This window comes from Pseudomonas hefeiensis (assembly GCF_030687835.1).
In the GTDB taxonomy this organism is placed as follows: Bacteria; Pseudomonadota; Gammaproteobacteria; order Pseudomonadales; family Pseudomonadaceae; genus Aquipseudomonas; species Aquipseudomonas hefeiensis.
On record NZ_CP117449.1, the window covers coordinates 6018763 to 6039798 of the forward strand.

Below are 21036 nucleotides of genomic sequence, written 5' to 3' on the forward strand. Positions count from 1 at the left end.
GTGTCTGCTGCATCTGAACGTTTCGTCCCGGCCCTGGGCCTTGGCAACCCGCACTTGCAAACCTTGTGGGGGCCGTTGTGGCGCAAGACCACCCACATCGCTCGGGAACGTGAGCGCCTGTGGCTGGAGGACGGCGACTTTCTCGATCTCGACTGGCATGGCCCTCACCGAGTCGATGCGCCACTGGTGCTGGTGCTTCACGGCCTGACCGGCTCTTCCAACTCGCCCTACGTGGCCGGCCTGCAACAGGCTCTTGGCAGTCAGGGCTGGGCCAGCGTAGCGTTGAACTGGCGCGGTTGCTCGGGAGAACCGAACCTGTTGCCCCGCAGCTATCACTCCGGGGCCAGCGAAGACCTGGCCGCCGCCATCGCCCATCTGCGGGCCCGACGGCCCTTGGCACCGCTGTTTGCAGTGGGGTATTCACTGGGCGGTAACGTGTTGCTCAAGCACCTGGGGGAAACGGGTGACGACAGTCAGTTGCAAGGAGCGGTCGCGGTTTCAGTACCGTTTCGCCTCGACCAGTGTGCCGATCGCATCGGACAGGGGTTTTCCAGGTTTTATCAGGCCCATTTCATGCGCGAGATGGTGGCCTACGTGCGCAACAAGCAACGCCAGTTCCAGCACGACGGACGCCACGAAGGGTTGGCGACTCTCACGGCGCTGGGCTCGCTGGAAAACATGCGCACCTTCTGGGACTTCGATGGGCGGGTGACGGCGCCACTGCACGGCTTCTCTGACGCGGCGGATTATTACCGCCGCGCCTCCAGTCGTTACTTTCTTGGCAGGATCAGCACGCCGACCCTGGTCATTCAGGCCTGCGACGATCCTTTTGTGTTTCCCCACAGCTTACCCGAGCCTGGCGAGTTGTCCGCCTCTACCCAGCTTGAACTGCATGCACAAGGCGGGCATGTGGGTTTTGTCGACGGGAGCTTGCGCCGCCCAGGGTATTACCTGGAGCGGAGAATCCCCAGTTGGCTGGCGGGCCTGTAATGCAGAAGCTGAGGAGTGCAACGAGGCTGCGATCTTTCCCGACCACTTGAGGCCAGAGTGAAGGCAAGATCAAAAGATCGTCCGAACGCGACCCGAACCTTCGCCAGCTCCTAGGGGGCCTGCATTCAGTCGCCGACGGCCCTTTGTCTTTGGGGATCTGTGATCCACTCGCTCCACGAGCCGGCATACAACCGCCCTAACGGATACCCCGCCAGGCACAAGGCAAACAGGTTGTGGCATGCCGTCACGCCGGAGCCGCAATAGGCCACCAATTCCGTCGGCGAGCGTCCTCCCAGTTTCTCGGCGAATCGCTGCTTGAGCTGGTCGACTGGCAGGAAGCGCCCGTCAGCCCCCAGGTTCTCGGTGAACGCTGCGCACTGCGCGCCCGGAATATGTCCGGCCACCGGATCGATCGGCTCGACTTCGCCCTTGAAACGCGGCAACGCCCGGGCATCGAGCAGGGTCATGTCCGGCTCACCGAGACGCTGCTCAAGCGCCTCGGCACTGAGTAGCAGGGTCGCGTCCGGTGAACCACTAAAGGTCCCGGGACCGTTGACCGGTGGATCGAGACTCAAGGGCAAACCGGCACCATGCCAAGCCTTGAGCCCGCCGTCGAGGAGGTAAACGCCATCGCGTTTACCCAGCCAGGCCAGCAACCACCAGGCCCGGGCGGCATAGGCACCGGGACCGTCGTCATACAAAACGATGTCGCTGTCGTTGCCGATCCCCCAGGCCCGCAAACGCTTCATCAGGACCTCAGGCTCCGGCAGCGGATGGCGGCCGGTCACGCCTTTGGTCACCGGCCCACTCAGGTCCCGCTCAAGATCGGCGAATGATGCCCCGGCAATATGGCCTTCGGCGTAACTGCGCTGGCCGTAGTCCGGGTCCTCCAGGGCAAAACGACAATCGAGGATCACCAGCCCGGGCTGTGACCTCCTGTGTTCCAGGGCTTGGGGACTGATGAGTTGCGCAATGGGCATAACGGGCTCCTGTGGCTCGAACGAATTTGAATCCTACGGCCCTTCCTCCAGGGTCTGGGCCAGGGGGACATAGAACTCTTTGAACAGCGCATCCACCGCTTCGCGGGCCTGATCAGTCACGAAACCGGCCTCTAGCACCAGTACTTGATAGACACCGCGCTTGATGGCCTGCTCGCTCAAGTGGTTGGAATTTTCCCGTGTGGTGCAGAGGAAACGGACCCAGGACGTGAGAATGATCCAGGCATTAAGGGTCAGGGACTCGATTTGCACCCGGTCCATTTTCAGGATACCGGCAGCGACGAAGCCTTCGTAGATAGCGGTGCCGTGAATCAGGCTACGCTGGGAAAAACGACGATAGCGCGCGGCAAGGTCCGGGTCGCTGTCCAGCAGATGCTCCAGGTCTCGGTGCAGGAAACGGTAGCGCCACATCGCCGAGAGCAACTCCTGCAGATAGAAGCGCTTATCCTCGACGGTGGCCACCCGGCCTTGGGGCGGGCGCAGGAAACTGTCCACCAGGTTTTCGTACTCACTGAACAATACGGCGATGATCGCCTGCTTGTTGGGGAAGTGGTAGTAGAGATTGCCCGGGGACATATCCATATGGGCGGCGATATGGTTGGTGCTGACGCTGCGCTCACCCTGCTGATTGAACAGCTCCAGGCTGTTTTGCACGATGCGCTCGCTGGTTTTTATTCGTATGGCCATAGTTTGAGCTTTAATTCGACGAAAGCATTGAACGGCATCTTACGACCTATCGGTCACGGGACAAACCCAAAGGCGTTCGCGGATGCCGGTTGACTTTTTAGAGCATAAGCTCTAGAAAACACTCACTCTAATACTATCGGTGCCCGCCCATGCCTGCCGACGTTGCTTACTTGCACGAAGCTCAACAGCACGTGGGCGAACTGAAGACGCTCTTCGACGTCCAGCGCCAGGCCTATGCCGCCCATCCGATGCCGCCCGCCGAGCAGCGGCGGCAATGGCTCAAGGCGTTGCGAGACTTATTGAGCAATGAACGACAGGCGTTGATCGACGCTATCAGCCAGGATTTCAGCCACCGCAGCGCGGACGAAACGCTGCTGGCCGAGCTCATGCCGAGCCTGCACGGCATCCATTACGCCAGCCGACACCTCAAGGGCTGGATGAAATCTTCCCGGCGCAAGGTCGGCGTGGCCTTCCAGCCGGCGTCAGCCAAAGTGGTGTACCAACCGCTGGGCGTGGTCGGGGTCATCGTGCCCTGGAACTACCCGCTGTTCCTGGCCATCGGGCCGCTGGTGGGGGCTTTGTCGGCGGGTAACCGAGTAATGCTCAAGCTGAGCGAATCGACCCCTGCTACCGGGTTGCTGCTCAAGCAATTGCTGGCGCGAATTTTCCCTCAGGATCTGGTGTGCGTGGTGCTCGGCGAGGCTGAGGTCGGCATGGCGTTTTCCAGGTTGCCCTTCGATCACTTGCTGTTCACCGGCGCCACCAGCATCGGCAAGCACGTGATGCGCGCAGCCGCCGAGAACCTGACCCCGGTCACACTCGAACTGGGAGGCAAATCGCCCGCCATCGTATCCGCGGACGTGCCCCTCAAGGACGCCGCCGAGCGCATCGCATTCGGCAAAACCCTGAATGCCGGGCAAACCTGTGTCGCACCGGACTACGTGCTGGTACCGCAGAACCGTGTAGGAGAATTCGTTGAAGCGTATCGCGAAGCGGTTCGCGGGTTTTATCCGACCCTGACTGACAATCCGGACTACACCGCGATCATCAACGAACGACAATTAGCGCGGCTCAATGGCTACATCAGCGATGCCACCAGCAAGGGCGCGTTGCTGATCGAGTTGTTCGATCGAGGCCAGGGGCGACGCATGGCTCACAGCCTGTTGCTCAACGTCAGCGATGACATGACCGTCATGCAGGACGAAATCTTCGGCCCGCTGCTGCCCATCGTGCCCTATCAGGACCTGGACCAGGCATTTGCCTACATCAATCAGCGGCCTCGCCCGCTGGCACTCTACTATTTTGGCTACAACAAGGCCGAACACAATCGCGTACTCAACGAGACCCATTCCGGCGGCGTTTGCTTGAACGACACGCTGCTGCACGTCGCCCAGGACGACTTGCCCTTCGGTGGCATTGGCGCCTCGGGAATGGGGCACTACCACGGGCACGAAGGCTTCCTGACGTTCAGCAAGGCCAAGGGCGTACTGACCAAACAGCGGTTCAACGCCGCGAAACTGATTTACCCGCCTTACGGCAAGCCACTGCAGAAATTGATCCAGAAGTTGTTTGTCCGCTAGCCGCAGTCTTTTCGGGTAATAACAATAATGACCCCAAGCCTGATCGATACACCCGTCCTGTCACGCCGCGGCCTGCTGCAGTTCAGCCTCGGTGCCAGCGTCTTCCTGGTCACCGTCGGGTTGGGTGCCAGCCTGAGCGGTTGCCGGCCCAGCCGTTCGGCCAGCGGTCTTGTCGCCTTGCGTGACAACGACTTGGCGTTTTTGCGAGCGGTCATTCCGGTGATGCTGGATGGCTCCGTGGTCGCTGAAAAGCTTCCTGGCGCCGCGGAAGCGACCTTGCAAAGCCTGGACACCGCCCTGGCTCATCTGTCCCTGCCCATGCTCAAACTCACGCACCAGTTATTCGACGTGCTCACGCTGGGCATTACCCGTGGGCCACTGACCGGGATCTGGGGCACGTGGGAAAACGCCAGCGCCGATGACATCCGAAAATTTCTCGATCGGTGGGAAAACAGCTCGCTGGACCTGCTTCGCCAGGGTCATAGCTCGTTGCTGCAAATGATCATGATGGCGTGGTACAGCCGGGCCGAGGCCTGGGCGCATTGCAGATACCCTGGACCGCCGAAGATTTGAAACCGAGCGGGCTCTATCGCGGGCAAGCCTTGCTCCCACAGTGGATCGCCGGGCACCTGTGGGAGCAAAGCTTGCTCGCGATGGCTGACTCAAGCGCGCCGCCCCCACTCAGACACAACAAGAGACCCCAAACATGCCCGTATCCGACCCCTTTCGCGAAGGCCTGGCCCGCGGCTGGACCACCTACAACGGTGCGCAGTTGGCCCAGGACCTGACCCTGGAAGCGGACGTAGCGATCATCGGCAGCGGCGCCGGTGGGGGTACCACGGCCGAAATCCTCAGCGCCGCCGGCTACAAGGTGTTGTTGATCGAGGAGGGCCCCCTCAAAACCAGTCATGACTTCAAGCTGCTCGAGGACCAGGCCTACACCAGCCTTTACCAGGAAGGCCTCGGACGCATGAGCAAGGACGGCGCCATCACCATTCTCCAGGGCCGGGCAGTGGGTGGCACGACACTGATCAACTGGACCTCCTGCTTCCGCACGCCCGATCAAACCCTTGATCATTGGGTCACCGAGCACAACGTCAAGGGTCACAGCCCTGAGGAGATGGCGCCCTGGTTCGAAAAAATGGAACAGCGCCTGGGGGTGGCGCCCTGGCCGATTCCGCCCAATGCCAACAACGACGTGATCCGCAAAGGCTGTGAACAGCTGGGCTATAGCTGGCACGTCATCCCGCGCAATGTGCGCGGTTGCTGGAACCTGGGCTATTGCGGCATGGGCTGCCCGACCAACGCCAAGCAGTCGATGCTGGTCACCACCATTCCGGCCACGCTGGACAAGGGCGGCGCGCTGCTTTACCTGGCACGGGCCGAACGGCTGATGATCAAAAACGATGCGGTTGTCGGCCTCGAATGCCTGGCCATGGACGAGCGCTGCGTGGCGCCGACAGGGCGGCACATCACGGTCAAGGCGCGGCATTACGTACTGGCCGGCGGCAGCATCAACAGCCCGGCCTTGCTGTTGCGCTCCGAAGCGCCGGACCCGCACGCGCGCCTGGGTAAACGCACCTTCCTGCACCTGGTGAACATGTCGGCCGGTCAATTCGACGAGGTGATCAATCCGTTCTACGGCGCGCCACAATCGATTTATTCAGATCATTTCCAGTGGCAGGACGGCACCACCGGCAAGATGTCCTACAAACTGGAAGTGCCGCCCCTGCACCCGGCCCTCGCCGCAGCGCTGCTGGGCGGGTTTGGCAGCGAGAATGCCGAGCACATGGCGCAACTGCCCCACACCCACGCCATGCTGGCGCTACTGCGCGATGGTTTTCACCCGGACAGCAGCGGCGGCAACGTTCAGTTGCGCAGCGACGGCACACCTGTGCTCGACTACGCGGTGTCACCTTATGCCTGGGACGGTTTGCGCCGGGCGTTTCACAGCATGGCCGAGATTCAGTTCGCCGGCGGAGCCAGGGCGGTCATGCCAATGCACAGCGACGCCCGTTACGTGAAAACCCTGGCCCAGGCCCGTACGCTGATCGACGACTTGGACCTTGCCCTGTACCGCACGCGCCTGGGCAGCGCCCATGTGATGGGTGGTTGCGCCATGGGCGAAGATCCGAAAAGCGCCGTCACCGACAGCCTTGGGCGCCATCATCAATTGAGTAATGTTTCCATCCATGATGGCTCGCTGTTCCCCACCAGCATTGGCGCCAATCCGCAATTATCGGTGTACGGGCTGACGGCACAATTGGCGACCTCCCTGGCCGATCGCTTGAAAAATCCATGAGTTTGCGGATTATTCGCCCTGTCTATAGTGCTTACTTACCCCACAGCCGACTTGGCCGACCGAGTAGGCTGCGATACCATCCGACTCCCCAACGGACACCCGCCAGGACGACGCGATGAACCGAGTGTTGTACCCAGGTACCTTCGACCCTATTACCAAGGGCCATGGCGATCTGGTCGAACGCGCCTCGCGCCTGTTCGACCATGTGATCATTGCCGTCGCCGCCAGCCCGAAGAAAAACCCGCTGTTCCCGCTGGAGCAACGTGTGGAGCTGGCCCGCGAGGTCACCAAACATCTGCCCAACGTGGAAGTGGTCGGCTTCTCGACGCTGCTGGCGCACTTTGCCAAGGAAAAGAACGCCAATGTGTTCCTGCGTGGCCTGCGTGCGGTCTCGGACTTCGAATACGAGTTCCAACTGGCCAACATGAACCGCCAGTTGGCGCCGGACGTCGAAAGCCTGTTCCTGACGCCATCGGAGCGCTACTCCTTCATTTCCTCGACCCTGGTGCGGGAAATTGCAGCGCTGGGCGGCGATATCACCAAGTTCGTCCACCCGGCAGTGGCCGATGCGTTGACCCTGCGCTTCAAGAAATAACCCGCTGGCTGCGATCCGCTTCGCAGCCGGCACAGCGCAGTCCATCGCGCCCGCGTGCACTGCGCTCGCCAATGCGGCACAATTGCGTACATACGTTTTTCAGATGCCCGGGCTCCACGCCCCGGCAGGAGCCTGCATGTCCCTGATCATCACCGACGACTGCATCAATTGCGACGTCTGCGAACCCGAGTGCCCAAACGAGGCCATTTCCCAAGGCGAAGAGATCTACGTCATCGACCCGAACCTGTGCACCCAGTGCGTCGGCCACTACGACGAGCCCCAGTGCCAGCAGGTCTGCCCGGTGGATTGCATTCCGCTGGACGAGGCCCATCCGGAAACGGAAGAACAGTTGATGGCGAAATATCGCAAGATTACTGGCAAGGTTTGAGCCAGAAGACTCTGTAGCGCTTGTGCAGGCCTCATCGCGAGCAGGCTCGCTCCCACAGGGACCGGCTGTGTTCACAAAGTTTGTGTCTTAAGCAAAATCCCTTGTGGGAGCGAGCCTGCTCGCGATGAGGCCAGCAGCCACAGCGAAATCACTCCTGCTCAAACCCCTCGCCAACACACCCCAGGCACCGCACAAACGTCGCCTTCGCCGGATCCACCACCAACGCCTTCCCCGCGTCACCGACGCCACCGCCCAATGCAGTGAAGGGTAACGACACCACAAATGCCCCGGCACCGATCACGGTGGCGGCGAGCAGCAATGGGCGGGCGATCAGCAGGTCGCCGATCATGGCGTAGGCAGGCGGATTCTGGATGGTGTAGCGCGGGTCGCCGCTGCCGCTGTTCGCCTGGGCAGGCAAACCGATACACAACAGCAGCGCGAGAACGACAGGTCGAAGCAGATTCATCGGGCGATCCTTCGGGGGCTAAGTGGCCCCTAGACTATAGACCGTAGGACGGATCAGCTCTGGCAGCGCGGGCACCAGACGCTGGCGCGCTGGCCCAGGCGGATTTCCCGCAGCCCCGTGCCGCAGACCTTACATGACTCGCCACCCCGGCCATACACGAACAGTTCCTGCTGGAAGTAACCCGGCTGGCCGTCTCCCCCGATGAAATCACGTAGCGTTGTACCGCCGCGCTCGATGGCATGGGCAAGGATGCGTTTGATCTCGATCGCCAGTTTCAGGTAGCGCGCCCGGGAAATGCCTCCGGCCTCCCGACGCGGGTCGATCCCGGCGGCGAACAACGCTTCGGTCGCATAGATATTGCCCACCCCCACCACCACGGCGTTATCCATGATGAACGGCTTGACCGCCATGGAACGCCCTCGCGAGAGCTGGAACAGACGCTCGCCATCGAATAGATCGGTCAACGGTTCCGGCCCGAGGCGAATCAGCAGTTCGTGGTTGAGCGGGTCGAGGCTCCAGAGCATCGCCCCGAAGCGGCGCGGGTCGGTGTAGCGCAAGGCCAGGCCGGATTCCAGCTCGATGTCCACATGCTCATGTTTGGCGGCGGGCATGCCGATTTCCACCAGCCGCAGGTTGCCGGACATGCCCAAGTGGCTGATCAAGGTGCCGACTTCGGCGTTGATCAGCAAGTACTTGGCTCGCCGGTCCACCTGCACGATCCGCTGCCCTGACAGTCGCACGTCAAGGTCTTCGGGAATCGGCCAGCGCAATCGTCGATCGCGCACGACCACGCGGCTGACACGCTGCCCTTCCAGGTGTGGCGCAATTCCGCGGCGAGTGGTTTCGACTTCCGGCAGTTCTGGCATGGGGGTTCTCGAATAAGGCGAAGGCCTGGAGCTGGTTTTCGACGCCTAGCGAGTGGCGAGGTCGCGAATTTCCTGTTTCTGGGTCTGGAAATCGTATTCCGACAAACCGATGTAATCGAGCACCAGAGCGCCGACACACGACCACTCATGGTCTACCGGCTGATTGCCCAGGACCCGGTGCGATGCGCAGATGTTTTCAGACATTTTCAGGATCGCCAGCAGGTTTTTCAGCTGACTGTTGTTGCGTGACGTCTCATCGCTGAAAATCGCCAGGGCGTTGTGGTGGTTGGCGATGGCCTGGCTGACATGGTCCGGCAGGCGCCAGGATTTGGAAGTGTAATACCCGACCACCGCATGGTTGGTATTGAATACGCGGTTCTCGGTGTCCACCACCCGGCACTCGGCGCTGGCATTTGCGTAGGCCTGCTCCAGCACACTCATGTAATTGGGGAACTGCTTGAGCATCAACGGCACGCCGCAATCATGGAACAGCCCCAAAGCGTAGGCTTCATCACCATTTTCCAGGCCGACGCGCTTGGCCAGGGTCAGGCAGGTCATCGCCACGTCCTGGGCCGTATCCCAGAAACGATTCAGGGTGACGATGGCATCATCGTGCAACTCGCCCTTGATCGACTGCGCGTTGATCAGGTTGATGATCGAACGGCTGCCCAGCAGGTTCACCGCGCGCTGAATCGAAGTGATCTTATTGCGCAGGCCGTAGTACGGCGAATTGACGATCTTGAGCAAGGCACCCGAGAGGCCCGGGTCCTGGGAGATCAGCTTGGCAATGGTCTCCAGGTCCGGATCAGGCATGTACTGCTCCATCTGCAGATCCACCATGATCTGCGGCTGGGGCGGCACACTGATGCCTTGCAGGGACTGTTGGATCTGTGCGGCGGAAAGCTCTTCGGACATGGGCATACACTCTGGGTCAGGCGGCGATTCTAACCCTTAAAGATGGATCCGATACACCGTCGGGCAAATTGCACCACATGTCCACCACAAGCCCCGCCCGCGCCGCAACACGCTATACTCCCGCTCTTTTTTCCGGAGCGACGTCATGTCCCTGCCCAGCCTGCGCCTCAAAGCCAACGCCGACCGTCGCCTGCGCGCCGGCCACCTGTGGGTCTACAGCAACGAAATCGATGTAGCCGCCACCCCGCTGCACGGCTTCAAGGCCGGCGACCAGGCCATCCTCGAAGCCGCTGGCGGCAAGCCGTTGGGCATCGTCGCGATGAGCCCCAACAACCTGATCTGCGCCCGCCTGCTGTCCCGTGACGTGAAACTGCCATTGGACAAATCCCTGCTGGTGCATCGTCTCAACGTGGCGTTGTCGTTGCGCGAACGTCTGTTCGACAAGCCGTTCTATCGCCTGGTCTATGGCGATTCCGACCTGTTGCCTGGCTTGGTGGTCGACCGGTTCGGCGACATTCTGGTGGTGCAGATCGCCTCCGCCACCATGGAAGCCCATAAAGAAGATGTGATCGCCGCCCTGACCCAGGTCCTCAAGCCCAGCGGCATCCTGTTCAAGAACGACTCCGCCGCCCGCGACGCCGAAGGCCTGAACCGCTACGTCGAGACGGTGTTCGGCCTCGTACCGGAGTGGGTCGCCCTGGAAGAGAACGGCGTGAAGTTCGAAGCACCGGTCATGGCAGGCCAGAAAACCGGCTGGTTCTACGACCACCGCATGAACCGCGCACGCCTGGCACCATACGCCAAGGGCAAGCGCGTCCTGGACCTGTTCAGCTACATCGGCGGCTGGGGCGTACAAGCCGCGGCGTTCGGTGCCAGCGAAGTATTCTGCGTCGACGCCTCGGCCTTCGCCCTCGATGGCGTAGAGCGCAACGCGGCGTTGAATGGCTTTGCCGAAAAGCTGACCTGCATTGAAGGCGACGTGTTCGAAGCTTTAAAAGAACTCAAGGCCAGCGAAGAACGTTTCGATGTCATCGTTGCCGACCCGCCAGCGTTCATCAAGCGCAAGAAAGACCTGAAAAACGGTGAAGGCGCCTATCGCCGCCTCAACGAACAAGCCATGCGCCTGCTCAGCAAGGACGGCATCCTGGTCAGCGCTTCGTGCTCGATGCACTTGCCCGAAGACGACCTGCAGAACATCCTGCTGACCAGCGCCCGGCACCTGGATCGCAACATCCAACTGCTCGAACGCGGCGGCCAGGGACCGGACCACCCGGTACACCCCGCCATCGCCGAAACCCGCTACATCAAGAGCATCACCTGCCGGTTGTTGCCCAACAGCTGAATGATCTGCGGGGCCGGAGCCAAGGCTCCCGCCCCCGGACACTGACGTTCATTACACGCAGCCCTGGCTGCGTTTTTTTTGCATGTGCGAAAAGTTACCGCGCGCTTAAGTCAATGCCTACAAATGAACTTTTCGTATGAGCCATCCCACATTATTACTAGAACTTTCCTACTCAATGTCCACTTGCCAAACACCCATTAAAAACTATGATTGAACTGTCACTTCGCAAGTGATGACTATCGAAAAGAACAACACTTACTCAAACCAATTATTTAAACAAAGGAGCTGCATCATGAAAGCAATCAATCTGGAAGCTAACAAAATCGCAAACCTGGCCGGCCTGATTATTCCAACAAGCCGCTAAGTCAGTAAAGGGTGGAGCTGGGGAGTGCCGGCGCCCCAGCCCATCCACACTCGCCACCCCTGCGGAAAAACCTTAATGCATATAAATCCGTGCGTTTTCATACTTGCGCGCCCGCCGCATCAGATTGTATGGAACTATGAACATCACACTCAATTCGAGCTTGATCTTCATTATTCAATTCGACTGGCACAACTGATTGACGACCCTTCACACTTCGACACTTGCAACCCCATCGATATCGAACTCCTGAATGCCGGGATATTGACAGCAGAACCCCAAAAAGCCCTCGAATGGGGGTGGGACGAGTTATCCAGAATATTTCATATCGGCACAAAGAATATTCCTTGCGAAAGTGTTCCCCAAAGCGCCAATGAATGGGCAACCCTGTATCTGCAGCATTGCAACGAGGTTCTATCATCACCGCCGCCGGCTCGCCGCCTAAAACCGTGCCCGGTCGACCGGATTACCCTGCCTTCCTCCTCCCTGGTCGACATCGAGGACGTTTCGCTGGGACAGGCGCTTGTCAGTCGAAGCACCTCTCGCTCATTCAGCGAACAACCCATTTCAATCGAGCAAGTCAGCACCCTCCTGTACCTGACCCTGGGCTACCTGAAAGAGCGCCCTTTCGTCCATGAGACCGGCCATCCCGAAACACTGGGCGCACGGCGCAGCAGCCCCTCGGGCGGCGGCCTGAATACCTGCGAAGGTTATCTATACGTGCGCCACGTCTGCGGCCTGGAGCCGGGTGTCTACGCCTACCACCCGGACGAGCATGCCCTGAGCCTCGTGCAGCCGCTACCGGATGCCCCCCTGGGCCAACTGCTAAGCGGTCAGCACTTCATTGATCCGTTGCCATTCGGGCTGTTCATCACTTCGCGCTTCGACAAGCTCTGGTGGAAGTACGAACACTCCCGTGCCTATCGAATGGCTTTTGTCGAAACGGGCCACGTGTCCCAGACCTTTTTGATGGTGGCCACTGCGCTGGGCCTCAAGACCTGGCTGACCGGGGCATTGAGCGACCGTCAGGTGGAGCGGCTGCTTGACCTTGAAGACACTCCCGAACAGCCGTTGTTTTTTGTCGGCTGCGGTCATGGCGACGGGCAGGTCCACTGCCAGGAACTGATGGCGCTGGTCAATGGCCAGGACTCTGCATCATGACCGGCCCGACCTTTACTCAGATGCCTCGCTACACCTTGGGCGACTGGGATAACAAAGCTGCGGTGCGTGTGCGGAAAAACAATTACCGCCTCCCCGACGATCTGGAGCATCAACTCGCCAGTCGGGACTGGTTTGCGCCAGCCTTCATGCCCTATATCGAACATCCGCTGATCGATAAGGCGGGGCGCGCCACTGCCCAACGCCTGGCGGCCAACCACCTGGTGCATTTCCTCGACTACACCACCTTGCTCGAACACCGAGTGGTCAATCGCGCGGTGGAAACCATTGTCCATGGCGAACTGGCCGTACCGATCCCCTGCCAGATGAAAACCGCCGGCCTGCAGCTCTACACCGACGAGGGTTATCACGCACTGTTTTCCAATGAAGTGGCCGAACAGATCGCCGCCCTGTACGACATCCGCGACCGGCCGCTCCCCAGGCGCATCGGCCGACTGTTGGGCGTGATCGACGCCACAACCCCCCCGGATCACCCCCTGGCGTGGTTTCTGCTGGGGTTCGTCTCCGAAACGATCATCGCCAAGGAGCTGCTGTCCATCACCCGCGAGACCCTGGTCTCCACGGTTTACCAGATGCTCAGAAATCATCTCGAGGACGAGGCGCGCCATAGTCGCTATTTCAGCGAGGTGTTCCAGTACCTGTGGTCCGCCTTGGCCCCTGACCAGCGTGCCCTGGCCGCAAGGCTGCTGCTGGACGTCGTCGGCCTTTACTTCGAGCCCGACACCCCCTGGTTGATGCATAGCCTCGCCAGTGTCGGCTTCGACGAACAGGACTCTTTGAAGATCGTTGCAAACCTCCTGCAACCGGACGCTCACGCCCGACGAGTGCGCTCGGGGGCGGTATCGACTTTCGCGGCCATGCAGCAGGCAGGTTTCTTCGATGACGCCCTCAATCGGCAGATGTTCTTCCAGGCGGGGTTTATCGATGGCTGACACTCAATATCTCGCCACACGCAAAACGGCCACTGTCGGCTTATTGCTGATGCTGACCATGCTCGGCGTATTCCCCATCGATGTGGTGCTGCCTTCGTTTCCGGCACTGTCCGAACACTTTGAGCGTCCATCGCCCGATATCGCCCTGTCTGTCAGTCTGTTCGCGGTGGGTATCGCCCTGTCGCAATTGTTGGTCGGCCCGCTTTCCGACGCCATGGGGCGAAAAAACCTGTTGTTGATCGGGATCATCGTCTCCGCCTTCGGTGCAATCGGGTGCGTACTCGCCAACGACTACTGGTTCTTCCTGCTTTTCCGGGTCATCCAAGCCGTGGGATGTGGTTGTTTCGTGCTCTCTCAGGCATTGATCCAGGACCTGTTTACAGGCCAGGAGCAGCAGCGATTACGGATTTTCCTGGTCACCTGCGGCGGCATTTTCATTTCCGTTTCACCCTTGGCCGGCACCGGGCTGCAAAGCTGGATGGGCTGGCGCGGCAGCTTCCTGGTATTCATTGCCCTGGCTGTCAGTGTGTTTTTGAGTGCCAGTCTCCTACTCAAGCCTTTACCAGCGGATAGCCAACCCAGGCGCCCGGACTTCATTGCGTCCTACCGGAAGGTATGCAGTGACTTCAACTTCATGGCGTACTGGCTGACGTCAGCTTTGGCTTTTTCCTGCCATTTTTCTTTCATCGTCATCTCACCGCTGGTTTTCATCGACCAACTGCAACTGTCGGCCAAGGCTTTTTCGCTGACGTTGCTGGGCTACGGGCTGGCCTATATCGGCGGTGGAGCGCTCGCGACCGTGCTGAGCAACCGGATCGACCCACAGACGCAAATCCTCACGGGGCTGTGCCTGATCCTGACGGCGGGTGTATTGATGCTTGGGCTCTCCAGCCACCTCGGCTTGTCGGTCACTACCCTGTTGCTGCCCATGATCGTGTGCACCGCCGGAACGACCATTGCCCGTGCAGCCGCCCACACCCGGGCGATGAATATCTTCCCCGAGCAAGCCGGTACATCGGCCTCGGCCGGCAGCGTGCTGATCTTCATTATCGGCGGTTTGACCAGTGCTGCGCTCAGCCTCACTCCGCTGGACCTGCAAACCACCCTGGCCCTATGCCTGATACTGCTCAGCTTCCTGGGGCTGGGGCTCAATGGTCTACTTCGGCATCGCCACAGGGCGCTGGCGACGGGTTGAAGGTTGCCAGTCGTCATCCCGAGCGCGACATTGGCGCCCGATCAGCACTTTGCGTCATTTCATCCTGACGCCAGCGGTGTAGAATCGCGACATTCATCGCCATTCATCCCCGGCGGGTTTATGAGCTCATGCTGAGGCGCGCAGTGATCCTGCAAAGTCGTCGGCCACTTCCGGACACACGGCCAAACCCGGGTGTTCCAGACGTCAACAGAAGCTCACTTCCCATTGATACCTGATACGTACCTGATTTGCCGCCCGGAGTGCTCCATGCCTGATTACCGCTCGAAAACATCCACACATGGCCGCAACATGGCCGGCGCCCGTGCATTGTGGCGCGCCACGGGGATGAAGGATGACGACTTCAAAAAGCCGATCATCGCCATTGCCAACTCCTTCACCCAGTTCGTGCCAGGCCATGTCCATCTCAAGGACCTGGGCCAACTGGTTGCCCGGGAGATCGAACGCGTTGGCGGTGTAGCCAAAGAGTTCAACACCATTGCCGTGGATGACGGTATCGCCATGGGCCACGACGGCATGCTTTATTCGTTGCCCAGTCGCGAGATCATCGCCGACTCGGTCGAATACATGGTCAATGCCCATTGCGCCGATGCCATCGTGTGCATTTCCAACTGCGACAAGATCACCCCCGGCATGCTTATGGCGGCCTTACGCCTGAACATCCCGGTGATCTTCGTTTCCGGCGGCCCGATGGAAGCCGGCAAGACCAAGCTCGCCAGCCATGGCCTTGACCTGGTGGACGCCATGGTGATCGCCGCCGACTCCAGCGCGTCTGACGAGAAAGTCGCGGAGTACGAGCGCAGCGCCTGCCCGACCTGCGGTTCGTGCTCCGGCATGTTCACCGCCAACTCGATGAACTGCCTGACCGAAGCCCTGGGCCTGGCCCTGCCGGGCAACGGTTCAACCCTCGCCACCCACAGCGATCGCGAACAGCTGTTCCTGCAGGCCGGCCGGACCATCGTCGAGCTCTGCAAGCGTTACTACGGTGAGAACGACGAGTCGGTGCTGCCGCGCAACATCGCCAACTTCAAGGCGTTCGAAAACGCCATGACCCTGGACATCGCCATGGGCGGTTCCACCAACACCATCCTGCATTTGCTGGCCGCCGCCCAGGAAGCCGAGATCGATTTCGACCTGCGCGACATCGACCGCCTGTCCCGTCACGTGCCGCAGTTGTGCAAGGTCGCGCCGAACATCCAGAAGTACCACATGGAAGACGTGCACCGCGCCGGCGGGATCTTCAGCATCCTCGGCTCCCTGGCCCGTGGTGGCCTGCTGCACACCGACCTGCCGACCGTACACAGCAAAACCATGGCTGAGGCCATCGCCAAGTGGGACATCACCCAGACCACCGACGAAGCCGTGCATCATTTCTTCAAGGCCGGCCCGGCAGGCATTCCGACGCAAACGGCGTTCAGCCAATCGACTCGCTGGGAAACCCTGGACGATGACCGTGAAAACGGCTGCATCCGCAGCGTCGAGCATGCGTACTCCAAAGAAGGTGGCCTGGCCGTGCTGTACGGCAACATCGCGCTGGATGGCTGCGTGGTGAAAACCGCCGGCGTCGACGAATCGATCCATGTGTTCGAAGGCAACGCCAAGATTTTCGAAAGCCAGGACAGCGCGGTGCGCGGGATCCTCGCCGACGAAGTGAAGGCCGGCGATATCGTGATCATCCGCTACGAAGGGCCAAAAGGCGGTCCGGGCATGCAGGAAATGCTTTACCCCACGTCCTACCTGAAGTCCAAAGGCCTGGGCAAAGACTGCGCCCTGCTGACCGACGGCCGTTTCTCCGGCGGCACCTCGGGCCTGTCCATCGGCCATGCCTCACCGGAAGCCGCCGCTGGCGGTGCCATCGGCCTGGTGCGCGACGGCGACAAAGTCCTGATCGACATTCCGAATCGCTCGATCAACCTGCTGATCAGCGATGAAGAGCTGGCCGGACGCCGTGTTGAACAGGACAACAAAGGCTGGAAGCCGGTGGAAGTGCGTCCGCGCAAAGTCACCACCGCCCTCAAGGCCTATGCCCTGCTCGCCACCAGCGCCGACAAGGGCGCGGTGCGTAACAAGGCGATGCTCGACGGGTTGTAAGGGTCGTTAGCCGCAATAAAAATGCCCCGCCTAGTGCGGGGCATTTTTTTGCAGTGAAACAAACCACCGATGATCACCTGTGCGAGCCTGCTCGCGAAAGCGGTATGTCAGTCGGAATCGATGTTGATGTGCCGCCGTCATCGCGAGCAGGCTCGCTCCCACAGTAATCCGAGCCGTCCGCAAGCCTTGCATCCCCCCACAGTAGTCCGAGTCGTTCGCAAGCCTTGCATCCCCCGCAGATCCCCTGTGGGAGCGGGCTTGCTCGCGAAAGCGGTGTGTCAGTCGCAATCGATGTTGAATGGGCCGCCGTCTTCGCGAGCAGGCTCGCTCCCACAGTAATCCGAGTCGCTCGCAAGCCTTGCATCCCCCGCAGATCCCCTGTGGGAGCGGGCTTGCTCGCGAAAGCGGTATGTCAGTCGGAATCGATGTTGAATGTGCCGCCGTCTTCGCGAGCAAGCCCGCTCCCACAGTAGTCCGAGTCGCTCGCAAGCCTTGCATCCCCCCGCAGATCCCCTGTGGGAGCGAGCCTGCTCGCGAAAGCGGTGTGTCAGTCGCAATCGATGTTGATGTGCCGCCGTCATCGCGAGCAGGCTCGCTCCCACAGTAATCCGAGCCGTCCGCAAGCCTTGCATCCCCCCACAGTAGTCCGAGTCGTCCGCAAGCCTTGCATCCACCGCAGATCCCCTGTGGGAGCGGGCTTGCTCGCGAAAGCGGTGTGTCAGTCGCAATCGATGTTGAATGGGCCGCCGTCTTCGCGAGCAGGCTCGCTCCCACAAGGCTTCGTGGGGTTTACTGGATATCTTCCGGCTTGACGATCACCCAGTTCTTGTCCGCCGTCACCGGCAGCCCTTCCTTGGCCTGGGCTGCGGCGTGCTTGGCCATCATGCCGTTGATCTGGTCCATGTACTTGTCCTTGCGGTTGACCCACAGGTGAATGCCACCCTTGGCCACGTTCACATCGTGGAACAGCATGTAGCCGTCGCTGCTGGGGGTGTCGCCGGCCACAAGCACCGGTTTTTTCCATTCGTCGATGTAGGTCAGGATTGCCGCGTGCTTGCCAGCCATCCAGGTCGCCGGAGTCCACAGATACGGTGTGTACTCAAGGCTCAGGTTGGCCTTCTCGTCATATTTTCCATTGGTGATCTGCTTGCGGGCGGTGGTCAGCTCGCCGGTCTTGCGATCCTTGAGCAGCGTGGTCACGCCGATGATGTTCTGCGGCTTGAGGTTGTAGCCGTACTTCGGATCAGCGGCGACCATGCGCACCAGTTCTTCCGAAGCCGCGGTCATGACATAGACCTCGATGCCGTTTTCCATCAGTTTGTTGTAGAGCTCGACCTGACCGGTGAAAATCTTCGGCGGGTTGACGTTGTAGTTGACCACCTTGTCGCCGTCGTAATACGTGGTCGGGACCGGCTTGCCAGAAGCCATCAATTCGTCGACGTAGCCTTTGAGTTCCTTGAGGGTAAAGCCGGAAAACACCTGGGCGACCCAGGGGTAGCAGACCATGTCGTCCACTTCGCACAAACGGTAGTAGTAGCTGAACAGGCTTTCCTTGTGTTCGGCCGTGTCTTTGAACGGTATCAGCTTCAAGGACGGGTCGAGGGTTTCACGGGTGATGAGGCCCTTGTTCTCCATGAACGGCAGTAACGACTCCTCCAGGTCGTAGCGGTAACTGGTGTTGTCCATGTCGAACACCGCGTAGTTACCCTTGTTGGCGTTGGCCGCAATCATCGCGTCCAGCGCCTTGGCCTGTTGCGCAGGCCAGTGCTTGAGCTCAGTGGCGAGCGCCTGGCCAACGAGGCCCAGGCCCAAGGCGACAACGAGAAGGTGAGGTACAAGCTTCATCGGCGTTTCTCCAGGGTTCAAAGAGCTCGACGCTAACAAATGCTTGTGACGTTTCTCACCTGCCCGCGACCGCTTGCGTCTTGATAGCGCCAGCGGCATGCCCATAAACGTCATTGCCTTATTCCATAAACGACAATCTACATACCTTTTTATTATTAATTCATTAGATATCAGGCTGTTAGGCTTCCCCGCCTCACCGTCGCGGTTTCAGGCGACGGGCACAAGTCCTATCGGAGTTTTTTGATGAGTCTGCCGCTGATCCTCAATCTGCTGGTGTTCCTCGCCTTGCTGTTCGCTCTGGCGCAAACCCGTCACAGCACCTGGAGCCTGGCCAAAAAAGTGCTGCTGGCACTGGTGTTGGGCGTGGTGTTCGGCATCGTCCTGCACACGATTTACGGCGCCGGCAACCCGGTGTTAAAAGCCTCGATCAGCTGGTTTGACCTGGTGGGCAACGGCTACGTGCAGTTGCTGCAAATGATCGTGATCCCGCTGGTCTTCGCCTCAATTCTCAGCGCCGTGGCGCGCCTGCATAACGCCTCATCCCTGGGCAAGATCAGCTTCCTGACCATCGGCACGCTGCTGTTCACCACCGCCATCGCCGCCCTTATCGGCATCGGCCTGACCAACCTGTTCGGTCTCACCGCCGAAGGCCTGGTGGCCGGCACCCAGGAAATCGCCCGCCTGCAGGTGATCCAGAGCGACTATGCCGGCAAGGTCGCTGACCTGAATATCCCGCAATTGCTGCTCTCGTTCGTTCCGCAGAATCCCTTTGCCGACCTGGCCCGGGCCAAGCCGACCTCGATCATCAGCGTGGTGATATTCGCGGCTTTCCTGGGTGTCGCGGCGCTGCAATTGCTCAAGGATGACGTGGAAAAAGGTCAGAAAGTGGTCAACGCCATCGACACCCTGCAAAGCTGGGTGACACGTCTGGTGCGGCTGGTGATGAAACTGACCCCGTACGGCGTACTGGCGCTGATGACCAAAGTGGTGGCCGGTTCCAACGTGCAGGACATCATCAAGCTCGGCAGTTTCGTGGTGGTGTCGTACCTGGGGCTGGGTCTGATGTTCGTGGTTCACGGCCTGCTGGTGTCCGCCGCTGGAATCAACCCGCTGCGCTTCTTCCGCAAGATATGGCCGGTCCTGACCTTCGCCTTCACCAGTCGCTCCAGCGCCGCGACCATCCCGCTGAGTATCGAAGCCCAGACCAGCCGCCTCGGCATTCCACGGGCCATTGCCAGCTTCAGCGCGTCGTTCGGCGCCACCATCGGCCAGAACGGCTGCGCCGGCCTCTACCCGGCCATGTTGGCGGTGATGGTCGCACCGACCGTGGGCATCAACCCGCTGGATCCGGTGTGGCTCGCGACGCTGGTAGCGATTGTGACCTTGAGCTCGGCCGGGGTGGCCGGTGTTGGTGGCGGCGCAACATTTGCCGCGTTGATCGTGCTGCCGGCCATGGGCTTGCCGGTTTCCCTGGTGGCGCTGCTGATTTCCGTCGAGCCGCTGATCGACATGGGCCGCACGGCGTTGAACGTCAGCGGCTCGATCACCGCCGGGGCGATCACCAGCCAGGTGATGCAGCAGACCGACAAGGCGTTACTGGATGCCGAGGAGCATGGGGAGTTGGTGCAGGCTTGATTGCCTGATACTTGTGGGAACAAGGCTTGCTCGCGAAGAACGGTGATGCGGTTTGACTGAAGCACCGCGTCGTCTGAATCGCGAGCAAGCTTTGCTCCCACATGTGGCTTACAGCTTTTCCCACACCTCAAAGCTGTAGGCCGGCTTATCTTCCTCGGCCGGGTTCGGCTGGTTCGAAACCAATTCCCACTGGCTCGAATCGAACTCCGGGAACCAGGCATCGCCATCCGGGCTCAGCGCCACGCGGGTCAGGTACAAGCGATCCGCCTGATCCAGGGCCTGGGTGTATAGCTGGGCGCCACCAATCAACATCAGTTCGTCGACACCCTGCTGCAACGCCCACGACTCGGCCCGTTCCACCGCTGCCTCCAGCGTGGAAAAGACTTCCGCGCCCTCCAGCACGAGGTCCGGCTGACGACTGACGACGATATTCAAGCGCCCCGGCAGCGGCCGTCCCAGAGAGTCCCAGGTCTTGCGACCCATGATGATCGGCTTGCCCAAGGTGGTGGCCTTGAAGTATTTAAAGTCCCCCGGCAAGTGCCAGGGCATGCTGTTGTCGACGCCGATCACACGGTTTTCACCGAGGGCTGCGATCAGGCTTAAAGGGAGTGTTTTTTTCATGCCGGCGAGGATACCAGAGGCCACAGCGGT

At 60.4% G+C, this 21036-nt stretch carries 19 protein-coding genes; 12 read left to right on the plus strand and 7 right to left on the minus strand.

Features of this window, described 5'->3' with window-relative positions:
* Positions 1–990 (plus strand): hydrolase, encoded by a 990-nt coding sequence (locus tag PSH57_RS27205; protein WP_305386628.1) that lies wholly within the window; start codon positions 1–3, stop codon positions 988–990.
* A gap of 125 nt (positions 991–1115) precedes the next feature.
* Here the strand turns inward: PSH57_RS27205 and PSH57_RS27210 are convergent, their stop codons facing one another.
* Positions 1116–1970 (minus strand): sulfurtransferase, encoded by an 855-nt coding sequence (locus PSH57_RS27210; protein WP_305386629.1) that lies wholly within the window; start codon positions 1968–1970, stop codon positions 1116–1118.
* 33 nt (positions 1971–2003) lie between these two features.
* Positions 2004–2675, minus strand: coding sequence for a TetR/AcrR family transcriptional regulator (locus PSH57_RS27215; protein ID WP_305386631.1), 672 nt, complete (start codon positions 2673–2675; stop codon positions 2004–2006).
* 149 nt (positions 2676–2824) lie between these two features.
* On the opposite strand from PSH57_RS27215, the gene PSH57_RS27220 reads away from it, so the two are divergent.
* The 5 genes from PSH57_RS27220 (at position 2825) to PSH57_RS27240 (ending at position 7540) form a co-directional block, all read left to right on the plus strand.
* Positions 2825–4255: a coniferyl aldehyde dehydrogenase gene (locus PSH57_RS27220; protein WP_305386634.1), complete on the plus strand. Its 1431-nt coding sequence runs from the start codon at positions 2825–2827 to the stop codon at positions 4253–4255.
* A 27-nt stretch (positions 4256–4282) separates the two neighbouring features.
* Positions 4283–4828, plus strand: coding sequence for a twin-arginine translocation pathway signal protein (locus tag PSH57_RS27225; protein ID WP_305386636.1), 546 nt, complete (start codon positions 4283–4285; stop codon positions 4826–4828).
* A gap of 133 nt (positions 4829–4961) precedes the next feature.
* Entirely contained in the window at positions 4962–6557 is a 1596-nt protein-coding gene (locus PSH57_RS27230; protein ID WP_305386639.1) for a GMC family oxidoreductase, read from the plus strand.
* A gap of 115 nt (positions 6558–6672) precedes the next feature.
* Positions 6673–7152, plus strand: coding sequence for a pantetheine-phosphate adenylyltransferase (coaD, locus tag PSH57_RS27235; RefSeq protein ID WP_007897855.1), 480 nt, complete (start codon positions 6673–6675; stop codon positions 7150–7152).
* Between the two features lie 136 nt (positions 7153–7288).
* Positions 7289–7540, plus strand: a complete 252-nt coding sequence (locus tag PSH57_RS27240; RefSeq protein ID WP_047226031.1) for a YfhL family 4Fe-4S dicluster ferredoxin — start codon at positions 7289–7291, stop codon at positions 7538–7540.
* 148 nt (positions 7541–7688) lie between these two features.
* On the opposite strand, the gene PSH57_RS27245 is transcribed toward PSH57_RS27240, so the two are convergent.
* Genes PSH57_RS27245 through PSH57_RS27255 form a run of 3 tightly spaced genes read right to left on the minus strand, consistent with a single transcriptional unit; the run spans position 7689 to position 9733 of the window.
* A complete protein-coding gene (locus PSH57_RS27245; protein ID WP_305386643.1) occupies positions 7689–8006 on the minus strand; it encodes a multidrug transporter in 318 nt (105 codons plus the stop codon).
* Between the two features lie 53 nt (positions 8007–8059).
* Positions 8060–8872, minus strand: a complete 813-nt coding sequence (mutM, locus tag PSH57_RS27250) for a bifunctional DNA-formamidopyrimidine glycosylase/DNA-(apurinic or apyrimidinic site) lyase (RefSeq protein WP_305386646.1) — start codon at positions 8870–8872, stop codon at positions 8060–8062.
* A gap of 45 nt (positions 8873–8917) precedes the next feature.
* Positions 8918–9733, minus strand: a complete 816-nt coding sequence (locus PSH57_RS27255) for an HDOD domain-containing protein (protein ID WP_305390485.1) — start codon at positions 9731–9733, stop codon at positions 8918–8920.
* A 199-nt stretch (positions 9734–9932) separates the two neighbouring features.
* Between PSH57_RS27255 and PSH57_RS27260 the strand changes: the two genes are divergently transcribed.
* The 5 genes from PSH57_RS27260 to ilvD all read left to right on the plus strand — a co-directional run bounded on the left by PSH57_RS27260 (position 9933) and on the right by ilvD (position 16905).
* Positions 9933–11129, plus strand: a complete 1197-nt coding sequence (locus tag PSH57_RS27260) for a class I SAM-dependent rRNA methyltransferase (protein ID WP_092395418.1) — start codon at positions 9933–9935, stop codon at positions 11127–11129.
* A 439-nt stretch (positions 11130–11568) separates the two neighbouring features.
* Entirely contained in the window at positions 11569–12651 is a 1083-nt protein-coding gene (locus PSH57_RS27265) for a SagB family peptide dehydrogenase (RefSeq protein ID WP_305390486.1), read from the plus strand.
* Complete coding sequence (locus tag PSH57_RS27270) at positions 12648–13601, plus strand: diiron oxygenase (RefSeq protein WP_305386650.1); 954 nt, start codon at positions 12648–12650, stop codon at positions 13599–13601. The genes PSH57_RS27265 and PSH57_RS27270 overlap by 4 nt, the downstream gene beginning before the upstream one ends.
* Positions 13594–14796, plus strand: a complete 1203-nt coding sequence (locus tag PSH57_RS27275) for an MFS transporter (RefSeq protein WP_305386652.1) — start codon at positions 13594–13596, stop codon at positions 14794–14796. Before PSH57_RS27270 ends, PSH57_RS27275 begins: the two co-directional genes overlap by 8 nt.
* A 267-nt stretch (positions 14797–15063) precedes the next feature.
* On the plus strand, positions 15064–16905 hold the full coding sequence (gene ilvD, locus PSH57_RS27280) for a dihydroxy-acid dehydratase (RefSeq protein WP_092452702.1): 1842 nt from the start codon (positions 15064–15066) through the stop codon (positions 16903–16905).
* Between the two features lie 789 nt (positions 16906–17694).
* Here the strand turns inward: ilvD and PSH57_RS27285 are convergent.
* Positions 17695–18750, minus strand: a complete 1056-nt coding sequence (locus tag PSH57_RS27285; RefSeq protein ID WP_305386654.1) for an HAD family hydrolase — start codon at positions 18748–18750, stop codon at positions 17695–17697.
* A 243-nt stretch (positions 18751–18993) separates the two neighbouring features.
* Between PSH57_RS27285 and PSH57_RS27290 the strand changes: the two genes are divergently transcribed.
* Positions 18994–20385, plus strand: a complete 1392-nt coding sequence (locus PSH57_RS27290) for an L-cystine transporter (protein ID WP_305386655.1) — start codon at positions 18994–18996, stop codon at positions 20383–20385.
* Between the two features lie 108 nt (positions 20386–20493).
* Here the strand turns inward: PSH57_RS27290 and PSH57_RS27295 are convergent, their stop codons facing one another.
* The gene (locus tag PSH57_RS27295) at positions 20494–21006 is read right to left on the minus strand and encodes a dihydrofolate reductase (RefSeq protein ID WP_305416230.1); all 513 of its coding nucleotides are present in this window, start codon (positions 21004–21006) and stop codon (positions 20494–20496) included.
* Positions 21007–21036 lie beyond the last annotated feature (30 nt).